Source organism: Methylophilus rhizosphaerae, from assembly GCF_900100975.1.
GTDB classification, from domain to species: Bacteria; Pseudomonadota; Gammaproteobacteria; order Burkholderiales; family Methylophilaceae; genus Methylophilus; species Methylophilus rhizosphaerae.
Genome location: NZ_FNFX01000001.1, coordinates 360441 through 384835, shown reverse-complemented (window position 1 = coordinate 384835; position 24395 = coordinate 360441). Strand labels below are relative to the sequence as shown.

26 protein-coding genes and 1 tRNA gene are annotated in these 24395 nt (G+C 52.4%); 17 read left to right on the top strand and 10 right to left on the bottom strand.

The genetic code is table 11. The features are described from left to right. Positions 1-438, top strand: a complete 438-nt coding sequence (locus BLP53_RS01795) for an RNA-binding S4 domain-containing protein (protein ID WP_091468972.1) — start codon at positions 1-3, stop codon at positions 436-438. A gap of 14 nt (positions 439-452) precedes the next feature. Here the strand turns inward: BLP53_RS01795 and epsA are convergent, their stop codons facing one another. Further along, on the bottom strand, positions 453-1232 hold the full coding sequence (epsA, locus tag BLP53_RS01790; protein ID WP_091468968.1) for an XrtB/PEP-CTERM-associated transcriptional regulator EpsA: 780 nt from the start codon (positions 1230-1232) through the stop codon (positions 453-455). 231 nt (positions 1233-1463) lie between these two features. On the opposite strand from epsA, the gene BLP53_RS01785 reads away from it, so the two are divergent. The 8 genes from BLP53_RS01785 to radA all read left to right on the top strand — a co-directional run bounded on the left by BLP53_RS01785 (position 1464) and on the right by radA (position 7749). After that, on the top strand, positions 1464-1838 hold the full coding sequence (locus tag BLP53_RS01785; RefSeq protein ID WP_245652578.1) for a hypothetical protein: 375 nt from the start codon (positions 1464-1466) through the stop codon (positions 1836-1838). 126 nt (positions 1839-1964) lie between these two features. Continuing rightward, positions 1965-2339, top strand: a complete 375-nt coding sequence (gene rpsF, locus BLP53_RS01780; protein WP_091468961.1) for a 30S ribosomal protein S6 — start codon at positions 1965-1967, stop codon at positions 2337-2339. Positions 2340-2344: 5 nt separating this feature from the next. Then, positions 2345-2653 carry a primosomal replication protein N gene (gene priB, locus BLP53_RS01775; protein WP_091468957.1) on the top strand — a complete coding sequence of 103 codons (309 nt, stop codon included), beginning with the start codon at positions 2345-2347 and terminating at the stop codon, positions 2651-2653. Further along, entirely contained in the window at positions 2654-2887 is a 234-nt protein-coding gene (gene rpsR, locus BLP53_RS01770; protein WP_024929836.1) for a 30S ribosomal protein S18, read from the top strand. Positions 2888-2908: 21 nt separating this feature from the next. Further along, positions 2909-3358 (top strand): 50S ribosomal protein L9, encoded by a 450-nt coding sequence (gene rplI / locus BLP53_RS01765; RefSeq protein WP_091468954.1) that lies wholly within the window; start codon positions 2909-2911, stop codon positions 3356-3358. A 568-nt stretch (positions 3359-3926) separates the two neighbouring features. After that, positions 3927-5309, top strand: coding sequence for a replicative DNA helicase (gene dnaB / locus BLP53_RS01760; RefSeq protein WP_091468951.1), 1383 nt, complete (start codon positions 3927-3929; stop codon positions 5307-5309). Between the two features lie 11 nt (positions 5310-5320). Continuing rightward, on the top strand, positions 5321-6388 hold the full coding sequence (alr, locus tag BLP53_RS01755; RefSeq protein ID WP_091468949.1) for an alanine racemase: 1068 nt from the start codon (positions 5321-5323) through the stop codon (positions 6386-6388). 5 nt (positions 6389-6393) lie between these two features. After that, positions 6394-7749 carry a DNA repair protein RadA gene (gene radA / locus BLP53_RS01750; RefSeq protein ID WP_091468946.1) on the top strand — a complete coding sequence of 452 codons (1356 nt, stop codon included), beginning with the start codon at positions 6394-6396 and terminating at the stop codon, positions 7747-7749. Positions 7750-7806: 57 nt separating this feature from the next. Here the strand turns inward: radA and hpnE are convergent, their stop codons facing one another. The 3 genes from hpnE to hpnC are packed head-to-tail and all read right to left on the bottom strand — an operon-like array spanning position 7807 to position 10841. Further along, a complete protein-coding gene (gene hpnE, locus BLP53_RS01745; protein WP_091468941.1) occupies positions 7807-9117 on the bottom strand; it encodes a hydroxysqualene dehydroxylase HpnE in 1311 nt (436 codons plus the stop codon). Between the two features lie 21 nt (positions 9118-9138). Further along, the gene (gene hpnD, locus BLP53_RS01740) at positions 9139-9975 is read right to left on the bottom strand and encodes a presqualene diphosphate synthase HpnD (RefSeq protein WP_091468937.1); all 837 of its coding nucleotides are present in this window, start codon (positions 9973-9975) and stop codon (positions 9139-9141) included. Then, positions 9972-10841 (bottom strand): squalene synthase HpnC, encoded by an 870-nt coding sequence (hpnC, locus tag BLP53_RS01735; RefSeq protein WP_091468934.1) that lies wholly within the window; start codon positions 10839-10841, stop codon positions 9972-9974. The genes hpnD and hpnC overlap by 4 nt, the downstream gene beginning before the upstream one ends. An 86-nt stretch (positions 10842-10927) precedes the next feature. On the opposite strand from hpnC, the gene BLP53_RS01730 reads away from it, so the two are divergent. The 4 genes from BLP53_RS01730 (at position 10928) to BLP53_RS01715 (ending at position 12711) form a co-directional block, all read left to right on the top strand. Further along, positions 10928-11683 carry an S-methyl-5'-thioinosine phosphorylase gene (locus BLP53_RS01730; protein ID WP_091468931.1) on the top strand — a complete coding sequence of 252 codons (756 nt, stop codon included), beginning with the start codon at positions 10928-10930 and terminating at the stop codon, positions 11681-11683. A gap of 34 nt (positions 11684-11717) precedes the next feature. Next, entirely contained in the window at positions 11718-12251 is a 534-nt protein-coding gene (gene def, locus BLP53_RS01725; protein ID WP_091468927.1) for a peptide deformylase, read from the top strand. Positions 12252-12276: 25 nt separating this feature from the next. Further along, positions 12277-12366 (top strand) — tRNA-Ser (locus BLP53_RS01720). A 69-nt stretch (positions 12367-12435) separates the two neighbouring features. Next, positions 12436-12711 carry a cupin domain-containing protein gene (locus BLP53_RS01715; protein WP_091468923.1) on the top strand — a complete coding sequence of 92 codons (276 nt, stop codon included), beginning with the start codon at positions 12436-12438 and terminating at the stop codon, positions 12709-12711. A gap of 68 nt (positions 12712-12779) precedes the next feature. On the opposite strand, the gene BLP53_RS01710 is transcribed toward BLP53_RS01715, so the two are convergent. After that, on the bottom strand, positions 12780-13217 hold the full coding sequence (locus BLP53_RS01710) for an acyloxyacyl hydrolase (protein ID WP_176755183.1): 438 nt from the start codon (positions 13215-13217) through the stop codon (positions 12780-12782). A 194-nt stretch (positions 13218-13411) separates the two neighbouring features. Here BLP53_RS01710 and BLP53_RS01705 point away from each other — a divergent pair, with 194 nt between their 5' ends. Further along, on the top strand, positions 13412-13687 hold the full coding sequence (locus BLP53_RS01705; RefSeq protein WP_091468915.1) for a cupin domain-containing protein: 276 nt from the start codon (positions 13412-13414) through the stop codon (positions 13685-13687). A 27-nt stretch (positions 13688-13714) separates the two neighbouring features. Here BLP53_RS01705 and BLP53_RS01700 read toward each other — a convergent pair whose 3' ends face one another. Together BLP53_RS01700 and map are read right to left on the bottom strand one after the other, a co-directional pair. Then, on the bottom strand, positions 13715-16288 hold the full coding sequence (locus BLP53_RS01700; RefSeq protein WP_091468912.1) for a [protein-PII] uridylyltransferase: 2574 nt from the start codon (positions 16286-16288) through the stop codon (positions 13715-13717). Positions 16289-16299: 11 nt separating this feature from the next. Continuing rightward, positions 16300-17094: a type I methionyl aminopeptidase gene (map, locus tag BLP53_RS01695; protein ID WP_091468908.1), complete on the bottom strand. Its 795-nt coding sequence runs from the start codon at positions 17092-17094 to the stop codon at positions 16300-16302. A gap of 233 nt (positions 17095-17327) precedes the next feature. Between map and BLP53_RS01690 the strand changes: the two genes are divergently transcribed. Continuing rightward, complete coding sequence (locus BLP53_RS01690; protein WP_091468905.1) at positions 17328-18170, top strand: HDOD domain-containing protein; 843 nt, start codon at positions 17328-17330, stop codon at positions 18168-18170. Positions 18171-18176: 6 nt separating this feature from the next. Here BLP53_RS01690 and BLP53_RS01685 read toward each other — a convergent pair whose 3' ends face one another. Beyond that, the gene (locus BLP53_RS01685; protein WP_091468901.1) at positions 18177-20000 is read right to left on the bottom strand and encodes a tetratricopeptide repeat protein; all 1824 of its coding nucleotides are present in this window, start codon (positions 19998-20000) and stop codon (positions 18177-18179) included. Between the two features lie 116 nt (positions 20001-20116). Here BLP53_RS01685 and BLP53_RS01680 point away from each other — a divergent pair, with 116 nt between their 5' ends. After that, complete coding sequence (locus tag BLP53_RS01680; RefSeq protein WP_091468898.1) at positions 20117-20656, top strand: peroxiredoxin; 540 nt, start codon at positions 20117-20119, stop codon at positions 20654-20656. A gap of 10 nt (positions 20657-20666) precedes the next feature. Then, positions 20667-21149 (top strand): dihydrofolate reductase, encoded by a 483-nt coding sequence (locus BLP53_RS01675; RefSeq protein WP_091468894.1) that lies wholly within the window; start codon positions 20667-20669, stop codon positions 21147-21149. Between the two features lie 316 nt (positions 21150-21465). Here BLP53_RS01675 and BLP53_RS01670 read toward each other — a convergent pair whose 3' ends face one another. Together BLP53_RS01670 and dcd are read right to left on the bottom strand one after the other, a co-directional pair. Next, complete coding sequence (locus BLP53_RS01670) at positions 21466-23712, bottom strand: arginine/lysine/ornithine decarboxylase (protein WP_091468890.1); 2247 nt, start codon at positions 23710-23712, stop codon at positions 21466-21468. Between the two features lie 103 nt (positions 23713-23815). Then, the gene (gene dcd, locus BLP53_RS01665) at positions 23816-24385 is read right to left on the bottom strand and encodes a dCTP deaminase (protein ID WP_091468887.1); all 570 of its coding nucleotides are present in this window, start codon (positions 24383-24385) and stop codon (positions 23816-23818) included. Positions 24386-24395 lie beyond the last annotated feature (10 nt).

The following is a 24395-nucleotide window of genomic DNA, read 5'->3' as shown; positions in this document are numbered from 1 at the left end:
ATGGCCAGGTCACACAACAAAAAGCAGGATAAAAAAACGCAGCCGGATGATGACGAAGAGAATAGTTGTCGCCTTGATAAATGGCTGTGGGCCGCGCGCTTTTTTAAAACCCGTAGCCTGGCGGCGGATGCGGTTGATAGCGGCAAGGTGCGTATTGATGGTGACCGGGCAAAGAATGCCAGGGAGATGAAACCAGGGATGCTGGTCGGTATCAAAAACAAGGACATGCAGATTGAAGTGGAAGTGCTGGCCTTGAGTAATGTGCGGCGTGGAGCACCGGAAGCGGCGCTCCTCTATCGTGAAACTGAAGACAGTGTGCGGATACGGCAACAGCTCAAGGAAAGCGGTGCGGATCAATATGCCGGGCGTGACCGTGGTATGGGCAGGCCCACCAAGCGCCAGATGCGTGATATCCAGCGTTTTACCGGGCGCGATTGAGGGTGTGTTTCTAACTAGCTTGGTTTGGGCATGCCGCTGAACACGCCTGTTTTGGCCACAGCTTGCGCCCGGCAAGAGACATCCAGTTTCTGGAAAATACGTTTGAGGTGGTTTTTAACCGTATTGGCGCTGATATTCAGGATCATGCCAATTTCCAGGTTGGTCTTACCACTGCGCACCCAGTGCAGGATTTCCTGCTCGCGGTCAGATAGACTGCCTTGGGCCATGGTATCCAGCAGGTCTTCATCTTTGACAATCGGTTTCAGGTGTTCGATGCGGCGGATGGCGGCATCCAGGTGCGGCATAATCATGCCCAGTAATTGATCAGGCACATGAAATTCACGCGTGCGGTCAAAAAAAACATAAATGCAATCTGCCTGGCGACGCGTATCACGCACGCCATATACCAGTAATGAATGCATTTTGATCAGTTGCTGGGTAAACGGGTTAGGCGATTGACTATGTATGCCGCTGGCATCAAAACGGTTGACCACATACCATTTTTCGTCGTTCTCAAGCCAGCGTTTATACAGATTGCACATGAGGTAGTTCACAATGGCGGAATCCTGCAGCAGGCGTTGCGTGGTGACGTCAGGCAGCGATGAAGTGACATCAAAGCCGAGCTCACCCGTATTGAAGTTTCCCCAGGTTGCGAGCAGGATGTCATGCCGCATCAGCGGGTGGATGTCTTGTTTCAGCCAGCTGAAAAAATCGGCATGGCGCTTAATGGCATACGAGTGCTGGATGGCATGCAGGACTCCCTCCCAGGGCGCCTGTTTTTGTTGTGTCAGCATGAAGTTACCTCAAAGTTATTCAGCGCAGGACAGCATTGTCCATAGACATTCATGGTTTACTTCGTTTACGGCAGCATGGTGGTTCTTCTTTAATTTATCTTTCCCCGGCAGATGGCTCCCGGGCATAAACCAGCAGTGAAACAGGCTATTAAAGATGATATGCGATATTTTCATGGGCGTCATTCAGCTTTTTTATAGGGAATATGGATTAAAATGAATAAATGATGCTTTATGCGGTCAAAGTGTGACAAGTCAGCAGTAGAGTTAAGTATGGGTATCCTGAACAAGCTTCCGAATAGTGTGCGTTATCCCAGCCACAAAGAGTGGCAATTGTTAAAGAAACTGCCTAAATGGTGGTTGCTGGGAACCCTGCTATTTGCTGCACCGATTATGTATACATGGTGGCAGCAGGGCGATCTGCTGGCACAGAATCTTGAACGCACTTCACTGTTTCTCGGTTTGCTGTTTACATTCTGGTTTTTTATCGGCGCCCTGATGATAGGGTTGCTGGTGATTATCATTATGAAAGGGCCGGGCTATGTGGCGGACCCTTACTACCTGCCTAAAGAGGATAAAAGTCTGGAGATCAATCCTCCTGATCATTAGGCTGCACTCATCGTCTTTTGCATAAGTGCTTGATTAAAGCACAATTTCCAGTTTATAATCCCCTGTTTTTCAACCTTGCCACACCTGACTCGCATTCGGGGTGGCTGATAACCGTAAGGAGATCACATGCGACACTATGAAATCGTGTTTATTGTTCACCCGGACCAGAGTGAACAAGTGCCTGCGATGATTGAGCGTTACCGCGCACAAATCACCGGCAATGGCGGCAACATCCACCGTCTGGAAGACTGGGGCCGTCGTCAACTCGCCTACCCAATTCAGAAAGTACACAAAGCCCACTACGTATTGATGAACATCGAAGTGAGCCAGGAAGTGCTGGAAGAGTTGGAGCACGGCTTCAAATTTAACGATGCTGTATTACGTCACCTGACTATCTCGACTAAAACAGCAGTGACTGCACCAAGCCCGATGATGAAAGAGGAAAAATCCAAAACCATCGTGGGTGATGCACCTGCAGCCACGACTGAGGCAGCCGCCTAATCGTTGTGAATACGCTGGTGATTGCAGCGACGGTGCAAACCATTGAACCGTTACGCTATACACCGGCCGGGTTACCCTTGTTGCGTTTGCAGTTGCAACATGATTCAGAGCAGCAAGAAGCCGGCCTGAATCGTAAAGTGCAGTGCCAGTTACCGGCAGTGCTGATTGGTGAAAAAGCCGGTCTTGCATTGCAAAGCGGAGATAAGATCAAGGCCAAAGGCTTCCTGGCACAGCGTAGTGCAAAAAGCACACAAGTGGTCATGCATATACAAGAGATACAGCTAATACAGCATACAGAATTGAAGGAGTTTTAAATGGCAAGAGATATGTACAAACGCCGCCGTTACTGCCGTTTCAGTGCAGAAGGCATCAAAGAAGTTGATTACAAAGACGTGGATCTGTTGAAGGATTTCGTGTCCGAAAACTTCAAAATCATTCCAGCCCGTATGACTGGTACCAAGGCTAAATACCAGCGCCAACTGACAACTGCGGTTAAACGCGCACGTTTCCTGGCACTGATGCCTTACACAGACAAACACCCAGGTTAATCGGCGGCTTAGGAGAATAACATGCAAGTAATTTTACTGGAAAAAGTAGCAAACCTGGGCTCCCTGGGCGACGTGGTGAAAGTGAAAGACGGTTACGGCCGTAACTTCCTGATCCCGCAAGGTAAAGCCAAACGTGCCACAGAAGCCAACAAGGCTGTCTTTGCTGCACAACGTGCCGAGCTGGAAAAACAACAGGCTGACCTGTTGGCTGCGGCACAGGCACGTGGCGAAAAACTGGCTGGTTTCGTACTGACAGTGGCTCAAAAAGCCGGTGTGGACGGTCGCCTGTTCGGTTCCGTCACCAATATGGACATCGCTGCCGGTTTACAGGCACAAGGCCATGATGTGAAGAAATCTGAAGTGCGTCTGCCAAATGGCCCACTGAAAACCATCGGCGAATCTGCTGTGAGTGTTGCACTGCACCATGATGTTGTCGTAGATATCACTGTGACTGTGGTTGCTGAAGCTTAATTTAAGATTCTCTACACATATTAAAAGGCTACTTCGGTAGCCTTTTTTGTTTTTCTTGTTCAGAGTGCAGTTGTTATTGATTACCTTGCTGGGTTGATTAGGCATTTATTTCGCCTTTACGGCGACCATTCTTTCTTACTTATGCTTGCCCATAAGAAAGAAGGCAAAGAGCAGGACACCCCAACTTCCGCTTGTTCCCTGCGTTGCTCGGACTAGGACTTTCGCGACCGCTTATTTTGGTGAGCAACGCAAGGGAGCCGTCAGGCCGTGATGGTGGGTGTGCTCCTCTTTGGCTACGGCCGCCATTGCATGGCTTAACCTAAAGGTTAGCCTACGCCGCAACACTGCGTTGGTTGTGGTTACTTTCTGTGGGACAAACACCAGAAAGTCACTCGCCTAAAGGCGAAAAAGAAAGTATCAGAAATCAGTAGAGATTCCATATTCCATTTGCTGTCTCAAACTGAATACTTACATCCTTGATTGAAAATCAGTTCAGTTTTACCCACCTTCAGACAGAGTAAATTTTAAAACACGAAAACGACGATTCGCTTTTCGGTATAATCGCCGGATGGCTGACGAACAACTAGAATATCTCAAACTCCCCCCGCATTCCATCGAAGCCGAGCAGTCCGTGCTGGGTGGTTTGTTGCTGGACAACGAAGCGCTGGACAAGATTGCCGATATCCTGGCCCCCCAGGATTTTTACCAGCATGACCACAAGCTGATTTACGAGCATATCGCCCGCCTGATTGAACGCAACCAGCCAGCCGATATTGTCACTGTGGCCGAATCGCTGGAAAACAGCAGTGAACTGACCACGGTCGGTGGTGTGGCCTACCTGGGTGCGTTGGCGCAAAATACTCCCACAGCGGCCAATATCCGTCGCTATGCAGAAATTGTGCATGAGCGTTTTGTCATGCGCCAGCTGGTGATAGTGGGTACGGATATTGCCGAAAGTGCCTATCAGCCCAATGGCCGCGATGCGCAGCAATTGCTGGATGAGGCGGAAGCCAAGATTTTCCAGATTGCCGAAGGTGGTAACCGCAAGAGCCAGGGCTTTCTGGGGATGCAGGTTTTGCTGCCGCAAGTGGCTGACCGCATTGACTACCTGTATTCACGCGAAAACCATTCTGATGTGACCGGCATCCCAACCGGCTTTACCGACCTCGATTCCATGACTTCCGGCCTGCAGGGGGGGGATATGGTGATTATTGCCGGCCGTCCATCCATGGGTAAAACGGCATTTGCGATCAATATTGCCGAGAACGTGGCGCTGGACACCAATAAAGCGGTAGCCATTTTCTCCATGGAGATGGGTGCCACACAGCTGACCACGCGTATGATCGGCTCGATTGGCCGCCTGGACCAGCACAAAATGCGTAACGGTAACCTCGAAGACGAGGACTGGGAGAAACTCACGACTGCGTTAGGTAAGCTGAACGAAGCGCCGATTTATATCGATGAGGGTGCGGGCTTGAGCAGCTTCGATGTACGTGCGCGTGCACGCCGTTTGCACAGGCAGACCGGCGAGCTGGGCCTGATTGTCATCGACTATTTGCAGTTAATGACTTCACCGGCTGGTCGGGCGGGCGAGAACCGTGCCACCGAGATTTCCGAGATTTCACGCTCATTGAAAGCACTGGCCAAAGAGCTCAATGTCCCGCTGATCGCAATTTCGCAGCTTAACCGCAGTGTGGACCAGCGTCCGGACAAGCGTCCGGTCATGAGTGACTTGCGTGAATCAGGTGCTATCGAACAGGATGCCGACTTGATTATGTTCGTCTACCGTGACGAATATTACAACCCGGATAGTGCCGAGAAAGGCACCGCCGAGATTATCATTGCCAAACAGCGTAACGGCCCGATTGGCCGCGTGCGCCTGACCTTTATGGGTGCGCATACCCGTTTCGCAGACTATGCGAACGCTGCATATATGCCGGATGAATATTAACGAGCATTAGCATGCGTCCTATTGTTGCCCATATTTCGGAAACCGCACTGGCGCATAACCTGGCGCAAGTCAGGCGTTATGCACCGCATTCCAGGGTGATTGCCGTGGTCAAGGCCAATGCTTACGGTCATGGCCTGCTCAATGCCGCGCGCGGCTTGAAAGAAACCGATGCGTTTGCAGTGCTGAATATCAGTGAAGCTGTGGCATTGCGCGAGGCTGGCTATCAGCATCCCATCTTGTTGCTGGAAGGTATTTTTTCGGCTGAAGAGATGGCGCTAGTGGATCGCTACCAGCTGGATATCGTGGTTTCCCATCACGGCCAACTGCAATGGCTACTTGATTACCAGGTCAATATCCCCGTTCGCGCTTACCTGAAGCTGGATAGCGGCATGCATCGCCTGGGTTTTCAGCCTGCGGACTACCAGGATGCACTGAATCAGTTGGCCAGTTCTGGCAATGTCAGTGAAATTGTGCTGATGACGCACTTTGCCAATGCAGATGTCCCTGATGGCGTGACTCAAGCGATGGCCACAGTCGCACGGGTGACGGATGCGCAACCATACCAGCGGTCACTGGCCAATTCTGCGGCGGTGATCCAGCAGCCACGGACACATGCGAACTGGGTACGCCCCGGCATCATGCTATATGGTGCGACGCCCATTGCAGAAAAAACAGCCGCTTCATTGGGCTTGAAACCCGTAATGACCTTGCAATCTGGCGTGATCGGCATACAGGAAATCCAGGCTGGGGAAAGTGTAGGTTACGGCAGTTTATTCACGGCAGACACGGTCACCCGGGTAGGTATTGTGGCTTGCGGTTACGCCGATGGCTATCCACGCCATGCCCCTAGCGGTACGCCGATTGCCGTTAATGGTGTGCTGACCCGTACTCTGGGTCGCGTATCCATGGATATGCTGGCAGCAGACATTACACATATTCCTGATGCCCGGATTGGCAGCCCGGTAGAATTATGGGGCAATCTTGTGCCAGTGGATGCGGTGGCGCAGGCGAGTGGCACCATAGGCTACGAGTTACTGTGCGCGGTCACCGCGCGTGTTCCCATGCACGTGATTGATTAATTGCCATGGCTAAAGCAAAAACACAATATACCTGTACCGAATGCGGTGCGGCTGAACCAAAATGGCAAGGTCAATGCCCGAGTTGCCATGCCTGGAATACCCTGGTGGAAACGGTACCTGAGGCCCCCAGCCAGAGCCGTTTTGCCAGCCTGGCACCCACTGCGCAATTGCAGAAACTGGCCGATGTCGAAGCACAGGATGTGTCGCGCCAGCCCACGGGTATCTTGGAGTTTGACCGCGTATTGGGTGGCGGCCTGGTGGCGGGTGGCGTGGTGCTGATTGGTGGGGATCCCGGCATTGGCAAGTCAACCTTGTTGCTACAAACCGTGTGTAAAGTTTCACAGCAACTGAAGGCGTTTTACATCAGCGGTGAAGAATCGGCCCAGCAGATTGCCATGCGTGCCAAACGCCTGGGGCTGGATGCCAGCCAGGTCGATGTACTGGCGGAGATCAATCTGGAAAAAATCAGTCATGTGCTACAACAGCATCAACCGGATGTGGTGGTGATCGACTCGATTCAAACCGTGTATTCCGAGGCTTTGCAGTCTGCGCCAGGCTCGGTCGCGCAGGTACGTGAATGCAGTGCGCAATTGACGCGTATCGCCAAGCAGCTGGGTATCAGCATGATACTGGTGGGCCATGTCACCAAGGAAGGTTCGCTGGCCGGACCGCGCGTGCTGGAGCATATTGTCGATAGCGTGCTCTACTTCGAAGGCGACCAGAATTCGAGTTTTCGCCTGATCCGCGCCTTTAAAAACCGTTTTGGCGCCGTGAATGAGCTTGGCGTGTTCGCCATGACCGAAAAGGGATTACGCGAGGTCAGCAATCCATCAGCATTGTTTTTATCGCATCATGACGCACCCGTGCCTGGCTCGTGTATCACTGTCACGCAAGAAGGTACGCGACCTTTACTGGTCGAGATTCAGGCATTGGTGGATACCGCACATGCACCTAACCCCAAGCGCCTGTGTGTAGGCCTGGAACAAAACCGCCTGGCGATGTTGCTGGCCGTGCTGCATAGGCATGCCGGTGTGGCCTGTTATGACCAGGATGTGTTTATCAATGCGGTCGGCGGTGTCAAAATCAGTGAGCCAGCCGTCGATCTGGCGGTATTGCTGGCGATTGTCTCCTCCCTCAAAAATAAACCATTGCCTCACAAGTTAGTTGTATTCGGTGAAGTCGGCCTGGCCGGGGAGGTGCGCCCGGTGCAGCGCGGTCAGGAACGTTTGAAAGAAGCGGCCAAACTGGGATTCACCCATGCCATCATCCCCAAAGCCAATGCGCCAAAAGGCGGTGTATCTGGGTTGCATATTGATGCGATTGATCGACTGGAGCAGGCAATCGATTTGCTACGTGGGTAATCGGCAAGCTGTATTAAAGTCGCTGTTAAAGCGGATAGCGCTTTTAACAGCGGCGGTTTAATGAGCAGCTGATAGCTGCCCTGCAGCAGCGAAACCACTGCTCACCGCGCTTTCGATGGTGGCCGGATAAGGGCAGGCGATATAATCGCCTGCCAGGTAAATATGCGGCTGTACCGTCGTGGTGTGTGGCCGTTGCAGGCCAGGCGTACAACTGAAGGTAGCGCGTTTTTCGGTAATGACTTGTGTCCAGAGCGGAGGCTGGTCCAGGTGCATGCCGTAGGCTGACAGGGCTTGGTTTAATTCGGTAATGCACTGCCGGATCAATAGGAGTTTATCGCTGGGCAGTGGGCCATGTGCGCTGATCACAATGGCCAGCAGCCCTGGCTGGTTGCAGCATGGACCACGATCAAAAGCCCATTGCGCGATGCCGTGGCAAAGCCCCATCACTGCATGGGGCAGCCGGGTGGCGGAAGGATATTGCAAATAGACAGTGGTAATCGGTTGGTAATCGAATGATGGTAGCGGCAAACCACTGACGATGGTTTTAAGCTGATGTGGCCCGACCGCCAGAATGACATCATCAAATGACTGTTGCGCTTGTGCCGTTTCCACGATGCATTTCCCGCTTTCATGTCTGACCGAAACAACCGCTGTGCGCAGGCAAACCTGGCCACCTAGTGCCGAAACTTTCTCCATTAATGGTTCAATCAAGGTGCTGGACAGGTCGGACTTGATAATCAGGAAGTCACTGTCAGACCGGCGCTGTTGAAAACTGTCATGCAATATATTCAGGAATACCTGGGCGCTGGCCGTCGCGAGTGGCGTATTTAAAGCCGCCAGGCATAACGGTTCCCATAACATCCTGGTCACTGTATCCGTTTGCCGGCCTTGCTTGAGCAGCGACTCAACGGTGATGTCTTGTGTCAGCCTGAACGCATGTTTCTTTAAAGACAGCATCCAGCGTATGGCGTGCCATTTATCGGTGAGGGCCAGGCCACGTGCAGTCATCAGTCCCCATAACACATGCAGCGGGGCGGGCAAGCAAGCCGGTGTGACCAGGGACATGCGCTGCGGGCCATTGTGCATATGCAAGGCCAATGGCACACGCGTAAAAACTTGTTCTGCGTTCAAGTCAGCCTCGCGTAGCAAGGCCAGTGTGGCATGGTAAGCCCCCAGGCACAGGTGCTGGCCATTATCGATGACGGCCTGATCATGCAATATGCCACGTGCCCGGCCACCAGCCTGGGGCGCTGCGTCGAATAACACTACCTGGTGGCCTTGTTGAAGTAGCCTGATCGCTGCAGAAAGTCCAGCCAGCCCGGCGCCCACAATGGCGATATGACGGCAAGAATGCGTGTGTTTGCTCATTCCCGGGATTACTTGTCCTGGTTAGCGGTATTTAAACCATGCGCCCAGTGCCAGTTTGAGCTTCCTGAATGGCGGCAGCACAATTTTATGCGTGAGTACCAGGTTGGGGTCCTGCTTGATTTCCTGCAGCAGGGCACGGTAAATGGCTGCCATCATCAGGCCGGGCAATTGCGGCCTGATATCGGCGGCAGGTAACTGGTTCATCGCCTTGTCGTAGAACAGTTCTGCACGTTCAATCTGTTTGAGCAGCAAGGCTTGTGTTTGCGGGGAGGCCTGGCTTTGCAATAGCTGTTGTTCTGTTACACCGGCTTTTTCCAGCTCGTCCAGCGGCAGGTACAGGCGCCCACGCCTGGCATCTTCACCGATATCGCGGATGATATTGGTGAGCTGGAAGGCCAGCCCCAGATCATGCGCATAACCCAGGGTGGATTTATCGCTATAGCCGAAAATTTGCGCCGAAAGCAGGCCAACGACGCTGGCAACGCGATAGCAATACAAGGCCAGTTGCTCGAAATCGGCATAACGGTTGTATTGGGTATCCATCTGCATGCCATCAATGATTTCGATGAAGTGCTGCTCTTGCAGGGAGAATTGCTCTACGACGGGTTTGAGTGCCTGGGTTACCGGATGCTGCGGTACTTCATGGAATAAACGGTGTACCTCCTGCTTCCACCATTGCAGCTTGGTTTGCGCAATCTGGTAGTCGGTACATTCATCCACCACATCATCGACTTCACGGCAGAAGGCATAAAGTGCCGTCATGGCTGCACGTTTATGCTTGGGCAGGAACAGGAAACTCAGGGTAAAGCTGGAGCCGCTTTGTCTGGTTTTCTGCTGGCAGTATTGTTGCGGGGTCATTGTTTAAACAGGGCTTTTAGAAAAATAACCGGCCAGTCAAAAGCATTGAGGGTAGGACGGTGATGGTAAATATCGCCATGGCAGCGTTTCAGTTTGTGAATAATACGCTCGCCACCGGCGACTATCATGCGCAGTTCCAGGCCGATGCGGCCCGGCAGGTGGCGGCCCAATGGCTTGCCAGCCAGCAGCATATGTTCAGCGCGGGCTACATTGTACAAAAAGAATGCCTGCCAGGCAGCATCCTGGCGCTGATTGCGCAAATCCTGTTCAGTGATGCCCGCTGCCTGCATTTCATCCAGGCATAAATAAATACGCCCACTCTGGTCATGCTTCTGCAGGTCTATGGCGATATCCTGGTAAAAATTGATCAGTTGTAGCGCCGTGCATATCTGGTCAGACCAATGACGGTTTTGTGCGGTATCGCTGGCATACAGTTGCAGCATCAATCGCCCGACGGGGTTGGCCGAGCGGCGACAGTAATCCAGCAACTCCGCAAAATCGGCATAGCGGGTTTTGACTACATCCTGTTTAAAGGCGTTGATTAAATCCAGCAGTGACTGAATGTCCAGTGTGTGGGCCCTGACTACTTGCTGCAGTGTTTTAAACAGCGGGCGTTCCGGCTGGATATAAGCCTGGATCAGTAACAGCTCATCTTCGTAACCTTGTAAATCCTTTAATCGTTCAGATTCACTGGCATCACCTTCATCGGCAATATCGTCTGCCTCACGCGCAAACTGGTAGATCACGCTGACTGCATGACGCAGATGCGGTGGTAACAGCAGGGAGGCCACCGGGAAATTCTCATAATGGGTATCTGCCAGAGTCAGGCTGACCGGTGCGATCTCTGGCTTGGAAAAGGCTTGCATGGCTTAAGTATGCCATAAATCCGTGATACGCTTACGTCTTGCAGATTAACAAGTGATAAAGAATACTGAATGTTGGAGATGATGGAATGTTAGGCATTATCGGGGGGACCGGGCTGACGGAGCTGACCAATCTGAAGATTTCAAAACGCCTGATTGTGCGTACGCCTTATGGCAATCCTTCGCAGCCATTGGTGTTTGGTGAAGTCAATGGCAAGGAAGTGGTATTCCTGGCGCGGCATGGGGGCGGGCATACCATTCCGCCGCATGCGGTGAATTACCGGGCAAATGTATGGGCATTGCATTCGGTGGGTGTGAGAAACCTGCTTGCGGTGGCGACCGTGGGCGGCATTACACGCAACCTAGTGCCGGGAGATATCGTATTGCCTGGTCAGATACTGGATTACACCTATGGCCGGGATAATACCTATCATGATGGCGTGGAGTTGCCGGTCAGGCACATCGATTTCACCCAGCCTTATTCGCAGGCCATGCGTGAGCGCTGCCTGCAAGCTGCGGTTGCTGCCGGTTGCCCGGTAGTGGATGGTGGTGTTTATGCCTGCGTGCAGGGGCCGCGGCTGGAAACGGCGGCGGAAATTGACCGCTATGAGCGGGATGGTGCCGCCATCGTTGGCATGACCGGCATGCCGGAAGCCGCACTGGCGCGGGAGCTGGGCGTGGCCTATGCCGCGATTTGCCCGGTGGCCAATTTCGCGGCCGGGCGGGGTGATAGTGAGCAAGCGATCCACTTTGACCAAGTGATGCCTTTGCTGCAACAGACCATGGATAAAGTGTGTCACATCATTGCGCATTATCTGTCCGAACACGAGTGCCTCAGCGCGTAGCAGTCCGGCGTTTTAAGTGTGATGGAGGTTGTCAATGGCGATTAAAACCGTCTTGAGAATGGGCGATCCGCTGCTGTACCAGGCAGCGGATAAAGTCAGCAGGTTTGATACGCCCGAACTGCATGCATTGATCCAGGATATGCATGACACTATGACGCATATGAGCGGCGCTGGCATTGCTGCGCCGCAGATCGGTGTCAGCTTGCAGGTCGTCATGTTCGGCGTTGGCAAAAACCCGCGTTATCCGGATGCCGAAGAAGTGCCGTTCACCATCCTGATCAATCCTGAACTCACACCTGTTGGCGATGAGGAAGAGGAGGGCTGGGAAGGTTGCCTCTCCGTGCCCGGCATGCGCGGCCTGGTACCACGGTTCAGCCAGTTGCGTTACCGTGGATTTGACCCGCAGGGGAACCTGATCGATCGCACCGTGAGCGGCTTTCATGCCCGGGTGGTACAGCATGAGTGCGACCATCTTTTCGGTATTCTCTACCCCATGCGTGTCCGGGATATGACTAAATTTGGCTTTAATGATGTACTTTTTCCTGGCATGACGCTTCCAGATGACTGATTGTTTGCTATAATGCGCCCTTTCGGGAAGAGTGGCAGAGCGGTTTAATGCAACAGTCTTGAAAACTGTCGAGGGTTCACGCCCTCCGTGAGTTCGAATCTCACCTCTTCCGCCATACATGAATGCCGCAGGATTGCGGCATTTTCATTTGCGGGTTTTATTCATTACATTTTAAGGAAACGTCATGACACAAATCATCATCGACCATAACCCATCCCAGGAAAAACTGAAAGAACTGGGCGTAACAAGCTGGAACACCTGGGATTGCCCACCTTCCAAATTCCCCCTGGATTTCACCATGACTGAAAAAGCCTACGTACTGGAAGGCGAGTTCAAAGTGACGCCACAAGGTGGTGACACTGTCACCATCAAGGCGGGTGACTATGTTGAGTTTCCAAAAGGCTTGAAATCCCAGTGGGAAGTGGTCAAGCAATTGAAAAAACACTACAAACACTTCTAATCAGAGGGTGTAGTCAATATTCAATAAAAAACCCTGCATTGCAGGGTTTTTTATTTTGGCCGGTCGATTCAGAAGTGATAGTGCCAATACACGTTCAGCACTTCAACACCCGGGTTTTCCTTATCCAGATTGGCATTGGATAAATGGCTGATAGCCAGCCCCAGGCTGTTGTTCGAGTTGATATCCTTGGCAATTTCCAGCTGGGAGCGGAATTCGATCGGATGACCCAAATCGAGATCGCTGCTGCCACGGCTATAATAGCCTGCTCCTATGCCTGGCTTCAGGTGCCAGCTATCTGCAAACTGCCAGTCGTATAACAAGCCGCCCCCAAGCCACAGGCTCCCATCCATAGTGGCTTCTGCGCCCAGCCACGGCTTCAGGTTTTCCAGCCAGACCGGATGGCCATACTCATAATCCAAACGGAAATCTGCGGCGGAATGAGAACCGTCTATATCGTAGCTACCGAGAGCAAGGCCTAAAGTATCTGCGTGTGTGTTAAATGACATTGAGGCAGTAAACATGAGCGTAACAAAAGTATTTTTTTTCATTATTGCTAGCATGGGACGTAAGTAAGGTTAAAAAAGAAAAGTCCAGTTGAAATATAACAGCCAAAAGTGCGATCAGTTGAATCTTGATGATATTGCCCAGTCTAAAAGTGCTGAAATTGGTATAAATGCGACAGTCAGACAGGAGTAAAAAGATGTGCCAGATTACGGTTGAAAAACCTTCTGCAGAGCAATTGGCTGCGCTGGGTGTCAAGCAGTGGCCAACCTGGAGTAAAGAGGTATCCACGTTTACATGGCAATACAGCAGCACGGAAGTTGCCTATATCCTGGAAGGGGAAGTGACGGTCACGCCTGACAATGGCGGCCAGCCTGTGAGTTTCCAGGCGGGCGACCTGGTGACGTTTGCCAGCGGCCTGGCATGTGTGTGGGAAGTGAAAAAACCGTTACGCAAACACTACCAATTTGAGTAGCGCCCACAGCAAATGACTCACTGGCGATCAGAGCTTGCTGAATGCTGCCTGCAAGGCAATCATCTGCGTCTCGCTCAGCGGCTGGCCGTCGCTGGCCGAAATCAGGAAGCTGTCTTCAACGCGATTGCCTAATGTATTGACCTTTGCATGATGCAAGGCCACGTCATGGTGGAGCAGGATGAGCGCCATATTGGCCAGCAGGCCGGGCCTGTCATTGGCGACCACGTCCAGTTGCTGTAGCTGCAGGTAGTCATGGTGGGCACTGACAGGGCGTATGCTGACTTGCGTCGGGATAGGCATATGTTTGACTTGCCGGCTGACACGGCCATGAATCGGTGATGGCATGGGGACTGTGTGGCAGAGTTGATCAGTCAAGCCCTGTTCGATATGTTTCAGTAAGCCGTTATAACTGACCTGGTGTGTTTTAGGTTCCAGGACGATGAAGTTATCCAGCGCATAGCTATGGGCTGTCGTATAAATTTTAGCCTGCACAATGTTGTATTGCATGCTGCCAAAGAAATGGCAGATCCGTGCAAAAACCTCTTTCTGGTCAGGGCTGTAAATCATCACCTGAATACCGTCGCCGCTAGGGCTGAGGCGTGCACGTACAATCGCTGCCTGCGTCAACTGGTGCGGGATGAGCAAACGGCTCTGCCAGGCGATCTCATCACTATCAAAGCGCTGGAAATAGTTGGCCCCGAAGGCTTGCCACAAAGGCTGGACCGAATGTTCTTTCAAATTAAAGCTGCTTAGTTTTTGCAGCACTTCCTGTTTACGCAGGCTGAGCTGGGCTTCAGTATCCAGCGATTGCTGCAATACGCGGCGCGTCTGTAAAAACAGGCTTTCCAGTAATTTGGCTTTCCAGGCATTCCAGACATTGGGACTGGTGGCGCGGATATCCGCGACCGTCAGCAGGTATAAGGCTGTCAGGCGGGATTCAGAACCCACCAGTTGTGCAAAACGTTCAATGACCTCGGGGTCAGACAAATCAGATTTCTGCGCCGTACTGGAAAGTTTCAGGTGCGATGCCACCAGCCAGGCGACCAGTTCGGTATCTGCCTTGGGCAGGCCATGTTTCTGGCAAAAGCGCCTGGCATCCAGGGTGCCCAGCAGCGAGTGATCGCCGCCACGGCCTTTGGCGATATCATGAAAAATTGCCGCCAGGTACAATAAATACGGCTGATTGAAGGCTGCAAACAACTGGCTGCATAGCGGGAATTCATGTTGCAGGTCGGGTTTGGCAAACCGGCGCAGGTTGCGCAGCACATTCAACGTGTGCTCATCGACGGTATAGACATGAAACAGGTCATGCTGCATTTGTGCGCTGACCCGCCCAAAGGCCGGGATATAGCGTCCCAGGATACCGTAGCGTGTCATGCGCCGTAAACTGCGGTGCACGCCTTCGCGGCTTTGCAGTATTTGCAGAAACAAGGCTTTATGCAAGGGGCGTTGACGGAAATCACGGTTAATCAGTGATTGTGCCGCCTGCAATGCCCTGACCAGCGGAGCACTGAATCCTGCTATCGACACATGTTGCTGCAACAGTTGGAAGCAGCGCAGGATGGCTTCTGGCTTACGTTGGAACAGGTCTGGCGCGCGGGCACTGAGCAATCCCTGGGATAACGTAAAATCTTCGTCAACTGGCGTCGCTGCTGTTTCAGGCGGGCTGATGCGTGCATGCATCAGTTTCAGCAGCACCTCGTTTTCAATGATGATGGCTTTGGCGCTACGGTAAAACCCTTGCATCAATTGTTCGCTGGCCCGCTTCTGCGCATTGGTCTGGTAACCCATCTGGTCAGCCAGGGTATTCTGGAAATCAAAGACCAGCCGGTCTTCGCGTCGCTCGGCCAGCAAGTGCAGGCGGATACGCAGATTCTGCAACAGGCGTTCGTGTTGCCTGATTTGGCGCGCTTGGGCGCCATTCAGCAAGCCAGCCTGCATCAGGTGTTGCCAGTCGCTGCCCAATTGCTGGCTGCTGGCCACCCACAAAATCATATGCAAGTCACGCAGACCACCCGGGCTTTCCTTGATATTCGGCTCCAGGTTATAAGCGGTATCGTGAAATTTTGCGTGACGGATTTGTTGCTCACGTAACTTTTCAGTAAAGAATCGCGACGGATCCAGTTGCGCATGCAGCGATTGCATCAATGTTTTAAAGACAGCTTTATGGCCGGTCAAGCAGCGTGCTTCCAGCAGGTTGGTCATGATAGTGACATCCCGCAAAGCCTCATCCAGGCATTCTTCAAGCGTACGTACACTATGGCCGATGTTCAGGCCAATATCCCATAAGGTGCCGATCAGGGACTCGATTTCTGTTTGCAACAGCTGATCGCTGTTGTCTGGCATCAGGATCAGCAGGTCGATATCTGAGTGGGGAAACATCTCGCCCCGGCCATAACCACCAACCGCAATCAGGCTGACCGTGGCTGGTAATGCATAGGTTTGCCAAATGTTGCGTAACAACTGGTCAAGCAGGCGGGTGTGTTGCTGTAGCAGGCGTTTTGCCTGTGGTTTGGCCAGGTAGGTTTGGGCGATGTGCCGGCGTGCCAGTTGTAACGACTCACGCCAGTGCCTGAGTTGTTCTTTGGCAATCACGGTCATGGGTGCAGCATTTATGCGGCCGGACGCGGAGGTGTGCCGGTAGATACGGTCATGATCTCAAAACCATCTTCTGTGACCAGCACGGTGTGTTCCCATTGGGCAGACAAGCTGCGGTCCTTGGTTACCACGGTCCAGCCATCCGGCATGAATTTGATGTCGCGGCGGCCGGCATTGATCATCGGTTCAATGGTAAACATCATGCCGGGCTTGAGGGTGACGCCAGCACCGGGTTTGCCATAGTGCAGCACCTGCGGATCGCAGTGGAATTTCTTGCCTATGCCATGACCACAGAATTCACGCACAATGCTGTAGCCGTTTCTCTCGGCAAAAGACTGAATGGCATAACCGATATCACCCAGCGTATTGCCAGGTTTGACTTTTTCAATGCCACGCCACATGGCCTGGTAGGTGATTTCACACAGGCGTTTGGCCTGTGGCGACACATTGCCGACCATAAACATGCGTGATGTATCGCCGTGGTAACCGTCTTTAATGACCGTAATGTCGAGATTGACGATATCGCCGTTCTTGAGTTCTTTTTCACTGGGGACACCATGGCAGATCTGCTGGTTGATCGAGGTGCAAATCGATTTGGGGTAAGGCGTATGCCCGTCAGGCGCATAGTTCAATGGCGCAGGAATCGCATGCTGCACATCGACAATGTAGTCATGGCATAACTTGTCCAGCTGGTTGGTAGTGACGCCCGCGACAACATGTGGTGTGATGTAATCCAGCACCTCGGCAGCCAACCGGCCTGCCACGCGCATTTTCTCTATTTCTTCAGGGGTATGCAAAATAATTGCCATAAGCTTGGGGCCGTGAAATACGGGCACTGGTCGCCTGATTTCAACAAGAATAACTAAAAGCTGTATTTTAACATAGCCATTTGTGCCTGATAGCTAAAGAAACAGGGCTTTTACGCCGTTAAAACAGTTGCGCCATGATGGAAACAGGCAAGGAATTATGTAGTTCATTAACCTATGGGGCAGGGGCGCCATATTTTATACTCGGGCGGATGAAACAAGCAGGAGCGATTCGGATGGTGACACTCACTGAAGCAAGCGCAAACCGGAATATTGCCGACTGGGTCAGGTTCTTTGAAAATGCCGATATTCCCGTCTTGCGGCAGACGGCCAGGGAGCTGGCACAGCTGCATGCGCGGGAAGAAGAGACCGGTGTGCGCGATATCACGCGGGTAGTCATCAATGACCCCCTGATGACATTTAAAGTACTGGCCTATGCCAACAATCACCGTAGTCGTCATCAACTGCATGACCTGGCTCAGGTGGAGCAGGCGATTATCATGATGGGTACCAGCACGTTTTTCGAGCAGATTCCTACTGTGCCGCATGTGGAGGATGTCTTGAGCCAACATGCCTCCTCCCTAGTGGATTTACTGAAATTGATGGTGCGCGCGCATCGTGCCGGTTATTTCGCGGCCGAGTTTGCCGCCCACCTGATGGATCTGCGCGCTGAAGAGGTGCGTGTGGCAGCCTCACTGTACGACTTTGCTGAAATGCTGATGTGGTGTTTTAACCCGCAGGCCATGAATGAAATCAGCCGGCGCCAGGCAGCGGATAAAACCTTGCGTAGCCGCGTGGTGCAGCAGGAGGTGCTGGGGTTCCGGATTATCGATTTGCAAGCCGAGCTGGTCCGTGTCTTTAATTTGCCTTCGTTGCTGACAGATCTGATGAATGAACAACGGGCGTACCTGCCACGTGCACGTAATGTGCAACTGGCGGTGAATCTGGCCAGGCATTCTGCCGACGGCTGGCAAAATGCCGCATTGCCTGATGACTACAAAGACATTGCGCAATTGCTGCATGTGGACGTAACGCGCGCCATGCACATTGTGGGCGCGCCATCCTTATCCATGGAGTGAGTGCTTTTACCTGCCGGCCAGTTCATCGGTGATGGCCTGGTGGACGTGGTCAATCACGCTTTCCCAGGCCGTACCGGGGGACTGCCTGAACAGGCGCATATTTGGATACCATGGGCAGGTTTCGGCTTGTTGCAGCCAGCGGAAATGGGCTTGTTGCGGCAATAATAACCACACCCGCTTGCCTAATGCTGCCGCTAAATGTGCGACGGCAGTATCCACCGAAATCACTAAATCCATTTGCATGATCAGGCCGGCGGTATCTGTCAGGTCGGACAATGACGGATGATGGCATTCCAGCATGGGGAAACGCTTGAGCATGATGTGGTCTTCCCGCCGGAACGCTTTCTGCAGGCTATGCCATTCAACTTCCATCTGCAATAACGGTGCCATCAGGTACAGCGGAATGCTGCGCAAATGATCATATTTGTTGTGCTCGTCGCCACACCAGTTCAGGCCAATCCGTAACCGCCTGGCCGGGCCAAGCAATTGTTGCCATGGCTGTTGATGCCGCTCGGCAACCTGCAGATATGGCAGCGTGGCAGGAATGGTGTCTGCCAATGTGCTGAATGCCGCTGGCAGGCTGAGCATGGGGCAGTATGTATCAAAATGCGGCAGCGGACGGCCATCCTGTCGAATGACCTGGATGGCCCCATCATGTGCCCACATTTCATTAAACAGATTAAACAGTGCGTCAGGCACAGCCACGATGAGCTGGTTAGGCTTGAATGTCTTGACCAGGGCAATATAGCGGCAAAACTGTAAAGTATCACTCAGCGTCTGTTCTGCCAGGAGCAGGATGGTTTTACCAAGCAAGGAGGTATTTCCGGGCCATAACAGTTGCCGGTCCGGCAAGGGAGCGGCAGGCAGTACCTGCCAGCGTGATTCATACATGGGCCAACCGGCTTCGTATTCGCCGCGCGCCAGTTTGAGCATGCTCAGGTAATAGCGTGCCTGCGCATGGGTGGGCGCATGTGTGATTGCGGTTTCCAGGCACTGGTAAGCTTCTGCAGTGTCACCGTTTTCATATAAAGCTAATCCCAGGTTGCAATAGGCAGAGGCATAGCTGGCATTTAGTTTTAATGCCTGGCGGAAATCTGCAATCGCTTCCGGATATTTTCCCAACTGGCATAAGACGACACCGCGATTGTTATAAGGTACGGGCAAATTCGGTTGATGGGCGATCGCATGGTGAAAAGCGCGTAGTGCTTCTTCGCGTTGCCCCTGCAACTGCAGGATCAATGCACGCTGGTGATGCGCTTCGGCAAAATCCGCTTGAATCCTGATGGCTGCATTCATGCAGGCCAGCGCCTCAGTCGGCGCTTGTAATTGCTGATGCAAAACGCCAAGGCGGTAGTGGAAGTGGGCATATTCAGGATGCGCGGTGACCGCCTGTTTCAATACTTCGGCGGCTTTTTCAAGTTGCTGTGACTGCAGCATCAGATCCACACATTCGTTAAATGCCTGGATATGCTGCGGATCCAGTTTGGTGACCGTGCGCAGGCGCAAGATGGCTTCCTGCGTGCGTCCCAGGTTTTTCAGTGCACGGGCATCCAGGTAATAGAGCTGCGCCTGCCTGGAATCCAGTTTAATGGCCTGCTTGTAGTGCTCGTGTGCCGCCGCAAATTGCTGGGTGCGCATATGCAAATTCGCCAGTTGCAAACGCAATTGCAGGTTATCCGGGCGCAAGTGGATCGCTTGCAGCAGATATTGTTCGGCAGCATGAAATTCGTTGTTCTGCAGCATCAACCCGGCCAGTCGCTGATACGCATCCCATCTTTGCGGGTCCTGGGCAATCAGTTTCAGCAGTTTTTCAATGGCTTCATTATTCATAGGTTGCTGCAATACTTCGGGCGTTTGTGCGAGCCTTAAAAAGGGAGATGGCGGATTAAGGTACAATAAGCAGCTTGATGCGTCAACGACTCAACCGTGGTAAGAGAGGAAAAGCAATGCTCGTGAAACTGATCATGTATGGACTGTTATTGTGGCTGGCCGTATGGGGATATCGCCAGTACCAGCAGCCATCTACCCGGTTGAATGTGGGCATGAAGGCACCGGCTTTCAGCTTGCCAGATGCACAGGGAAACACGCGCCAGCTGTCGGACTGGCAAGGGCATTGGCTGGTGATTTATTTCTACCCCAAAGACGATACACCAGGCTGTACCCGCGAGGCCTGCCACTTCCGTGACGATATTCAGCAAATTCATGCTTTGGGGGCTGAAGTGGTAGGCATCAGTGTTGACACTGTCGCCAGCCATGCCAGCTTTACCAGCAAGCATCGCTTGCCATTCCCGTTGCTGGCGGATACCCGCGGCCAGGTTGCGCAGGCTTATGGTGCCCTGTTTGACCTGATTGTCTTCCAGGCCGCCAAACGCATGACATTTATTATTGATCCGCAAGGCATGGTTGCGCAGACATACAGCAATGTGAATCCTGACGGGCATAGCCAGGCCATCATTGACGACTTGAAACGCCTGTCAGCCTTTTAGGAATTGGCCTATGCAATCACTTTCCCTGATCGTCGCCCACGCGGATAACCGTGTGATCGGCCACAACAACCAGTTACCCTGGCATTTGCCGGAAGACCTCAAGCGTTTCAAGCAGCTCACCATGGGTCATCATATTATTATGGGCCGTAAAACCTATGAGTCGCTCGGCCGCTTGCTGCCTGGACGGACGACAGTGATTGTGACGCGTGATCCTGAATACAAAGTGGAAGGCGCCAAAATCGTACACTCGTTACCGGAGGCACTGGCTGCATGCGCAGGGGATGAAGAACCGTTTCTGATCGGGGGGGCCGAGATGTATGCGCAAGGATTGGCTTATGTGACGCGGCTGTATATTACGCGGGTCTATGCGCATGTCGGTGGGGATGCGTTCTTTCCGCAAATGGAAATGCATGACTGGCAACTGGTGAGTGAGGAGGCGCATACCTCAGCCAATGGCTTGCATTATAGTGATCTGGTGTATCAGCGGACGTAGTTAAGATTGTTGTTCGCGGGTCAATGCTCGTTTCATCAAGCCTGCAGAGCGTTGATGTGAAGGTAATTCTTTAAGGCTTTTGCATTGACAGGGTTTGTGTGTCTATGTGGCGTTTCTTTTCGCCTCTTGGCGAGTTACTTTGCTTATCCAGATTGCAGTTGCTATTCATTACGATCTGGATTGATGAAGCATTTATTTCGCCTTTAGGCGACCGTTCTTTCTTGTAGATAAGCATAAAAAGAAGGTCGCCTAAGGACGAAAGGTGATCTTAAAAACTATCTGATGCCGAGATTCATCGTGCCAGTTGTAAAGTCAGTTAATCTTCCTGCTTGACGCAATCAACAAAATATTCAGCTTTACCATCCACCACCTGTTTCACCAACCCATGGTTATCGGTCTCAAAGCCCGGGAATTTTTCGTTGAATTCACGTGCAAACTTGAGGTAATTCACAATCACTTTGTTAAAGCGCTCCCCCGGGATCAGCAAGGGAATACCTGGCGGGTAGGGCGTCAGCAATACCGCAGTGACGCGATCTTCCAGGTCGTCGATTGCGACGCGCTCTATCTTGCGGTGGGCCATTTTCGAGAAGGCATCGGTCGGTTTCATGGCAGGCACCATGTCTGACAGGTACATTTCGGTGGTCAGGCGTGCCACGTCATTGGCTTTGTAGACTTCATGGATTTGCGTACACAAATCTTTCAGGCCGATACGCTCATAACGCGGATGTTTCTGTACAAACTCTGGCAGTACTTTCCATAATGGATGGTTTTTGTCGTAGTCGTCTTTAAATTGCTGTAAAGCCGCTACCATGGTGTTCCAGCGGCCTTTGGTAATGCCGATGGTGAACATGATAAAGAATGAGTAGAGGCCGGTTTTCTCAACAATGACGCCATGTTCTGCCAGGTATTTGGTGACGATGGCAGCAGGAATGCCAAACTCGCTGGAAAACTCGCCATCGACATCCAGCCCCGGAGTGATGATGGTGGCTTTGATCGGGTCCAGCATGTTGAAGCCTTCGGCCAGGTTGCCGAAACCGTGCCAGCGCTCATTGGCTTTCAGCATCCAGGCATCGCGCTCTTCCAGGCCATCTTCAGACAGATCGTTCGGGCCCCATACCTTGAACCACCAGTCAGTGCCCCATTCTTCGTCGACCTTGCGCATGGCACGGCGGAAATCCAGTGCTTCTTTCAGCGACTCTTCAACCAGCGCAGTCCCGCCAGGTGCCTCCATCATGGCCGCAGCCACGTCGCAGCTGGCAATAATCGAGTATTGCGGGCTGGTGGAAGTGTGCATCAGGTAGGCCTCATTGAATAAATCCCTGTCCAGATGGTTGTCCTGGGCATCCTGCACCAGGATTTGCGAGGCCTGGCTCAGGCCAGCCAGCAATTTATGAGTGGACTGGGTAGAAAACACCATGGATTCTTTACAACGCGGGCGATCTGCACCGATTGCATGGTAATCACCATAGAAATCATGGAAAGTCGCGTGCGGTAACCAGGCTTCGTCGAAATGCAGGGTGTCGATCTTGCCGTCCAGCATTTCCTTGATCTCTTCGACGTTGTACAACACACCGTCATAAGTCGATTGCGTAATCGTCAAAACACGCGGCTTGGCATTCTTGTCAGTCGCAAACGGGTTGCGTTCGATTTTCTTCTGGATGTTTTCCCAGGCAAATTCGCTTTTTGGAATCGGCCCGATAATACCGAAGTGATTACGCGTTGGCATCAGGAATACCGGAATGGCGCCGGTCATGATAATGGAGTGCAGCACGGATTTATGGCAATTGCGGTCGACCACCACGATGTCGCCCGGCGCAACGGTCGAGTTCCAGACGATCTTGTTGGACGTTGAGGTACCGTTGGTCACAAAGTACAAATGGTCGCAGTTATAGATACGCGCCGCATTACGCTCTGAAGCAGCAACCGGACCGGTATGGTCAAGCAATTGCCCTAACTCGTCTACGGCGTTGCACACGTCAGCGCGCAGCATATTTTCACCGAAAAACTGGTGGAACATCTGGCCCACAGGTGATTTCAGGAACGCTACGCCACCGGAGTGGCCAGGGCAGTGCCAGGAGTAGGAGCCATCTGCCGCGTAATGTGTCAGGGCCTTGAAGAAGGGCGGGGGCAGGCTATCCAGGTAGGCTTTGGCTTCACGGATAATCAGGCGCGCCACAAATTCCGGCGTATCTTCGTTCATGTGGATAAAACCGTGCAGCTCGCGCAATACATCGTTCGGGATATGGCGGCTGGTGCGTGTTTCGCCATGCAGGAAGATCGGGATTTCTTCATTGCGGTAACGAATTTCCTGCACAAAATTACGCAGTTGTTCAATCGCTTCCGGCTTTTCCTCGACGATTTCCTCATCATCGATTGAAAGGATAAATGCTGACGCACGGCTCTGCTGCTGTGCAAATGAGGTCAGGTCGCCGTAGCTGGTCACACCTAATACTTCGGCACCTTCTTCTTCTATCGCTTTGGCTAGCACACGGATGCCAAGGCCGGATGAGTTTTCGGAGCGGAAGTCTTCGTCAATGATGACGACTGGGAATCTAAATTTCATTCAATGAATCCTTACTTGTCACTGAAAATGCAAAGGCACTGAGAAAGCCATGCTTTTACTCCGTGCCTTTGTGTTAAATGTGGGCTTGCTTTTCAATGGAGGCTTATATTTTTGGCAGAGTGACACCAACCTGCCCTTGGTATTTGCCGCCACGGTCTTTGTAGCTGGTTTCGCAGACTTCATCAGATTCAAAAAACAACACCTGGGCGCAGCCTTCGCCAGCATAGATTTTGGCGGGTAGTGGAGTGGTGTTGCTGAATTCCAGTGTGACATAGCCTTCCCATTCTGGTTCAAAGGGGGTGACGTTCACAATAATGCCACAGCGGGCATACGTTGATTTACCCAGGCAGACTGTCAATACCGAGCGCGGGATACGGAAATATTCAACCGTGCGCGCCAGCGCAAACGAGTTGGGCGGGATCACGCAGTAGCCTTTGCCTGAGACTTCGACAAACGATTGCGGATCAAACTGTTTGGGGTCCACAATGGTGCTATTAATATTGGTGAACACGCGGAATTCATCGGCACAGCGGATATCGTAACCGTAGGAAGAGGTGCCATAGGACACGATTTTCTCGCCATTCGATTCACGCACCAGTTCAGGTGAAAACGGCTCAATCATGCCGTGTTGTTCAGCCATCCTGCGTATCCATTTATCCGACTTAATGCTCATTCCGTTATCC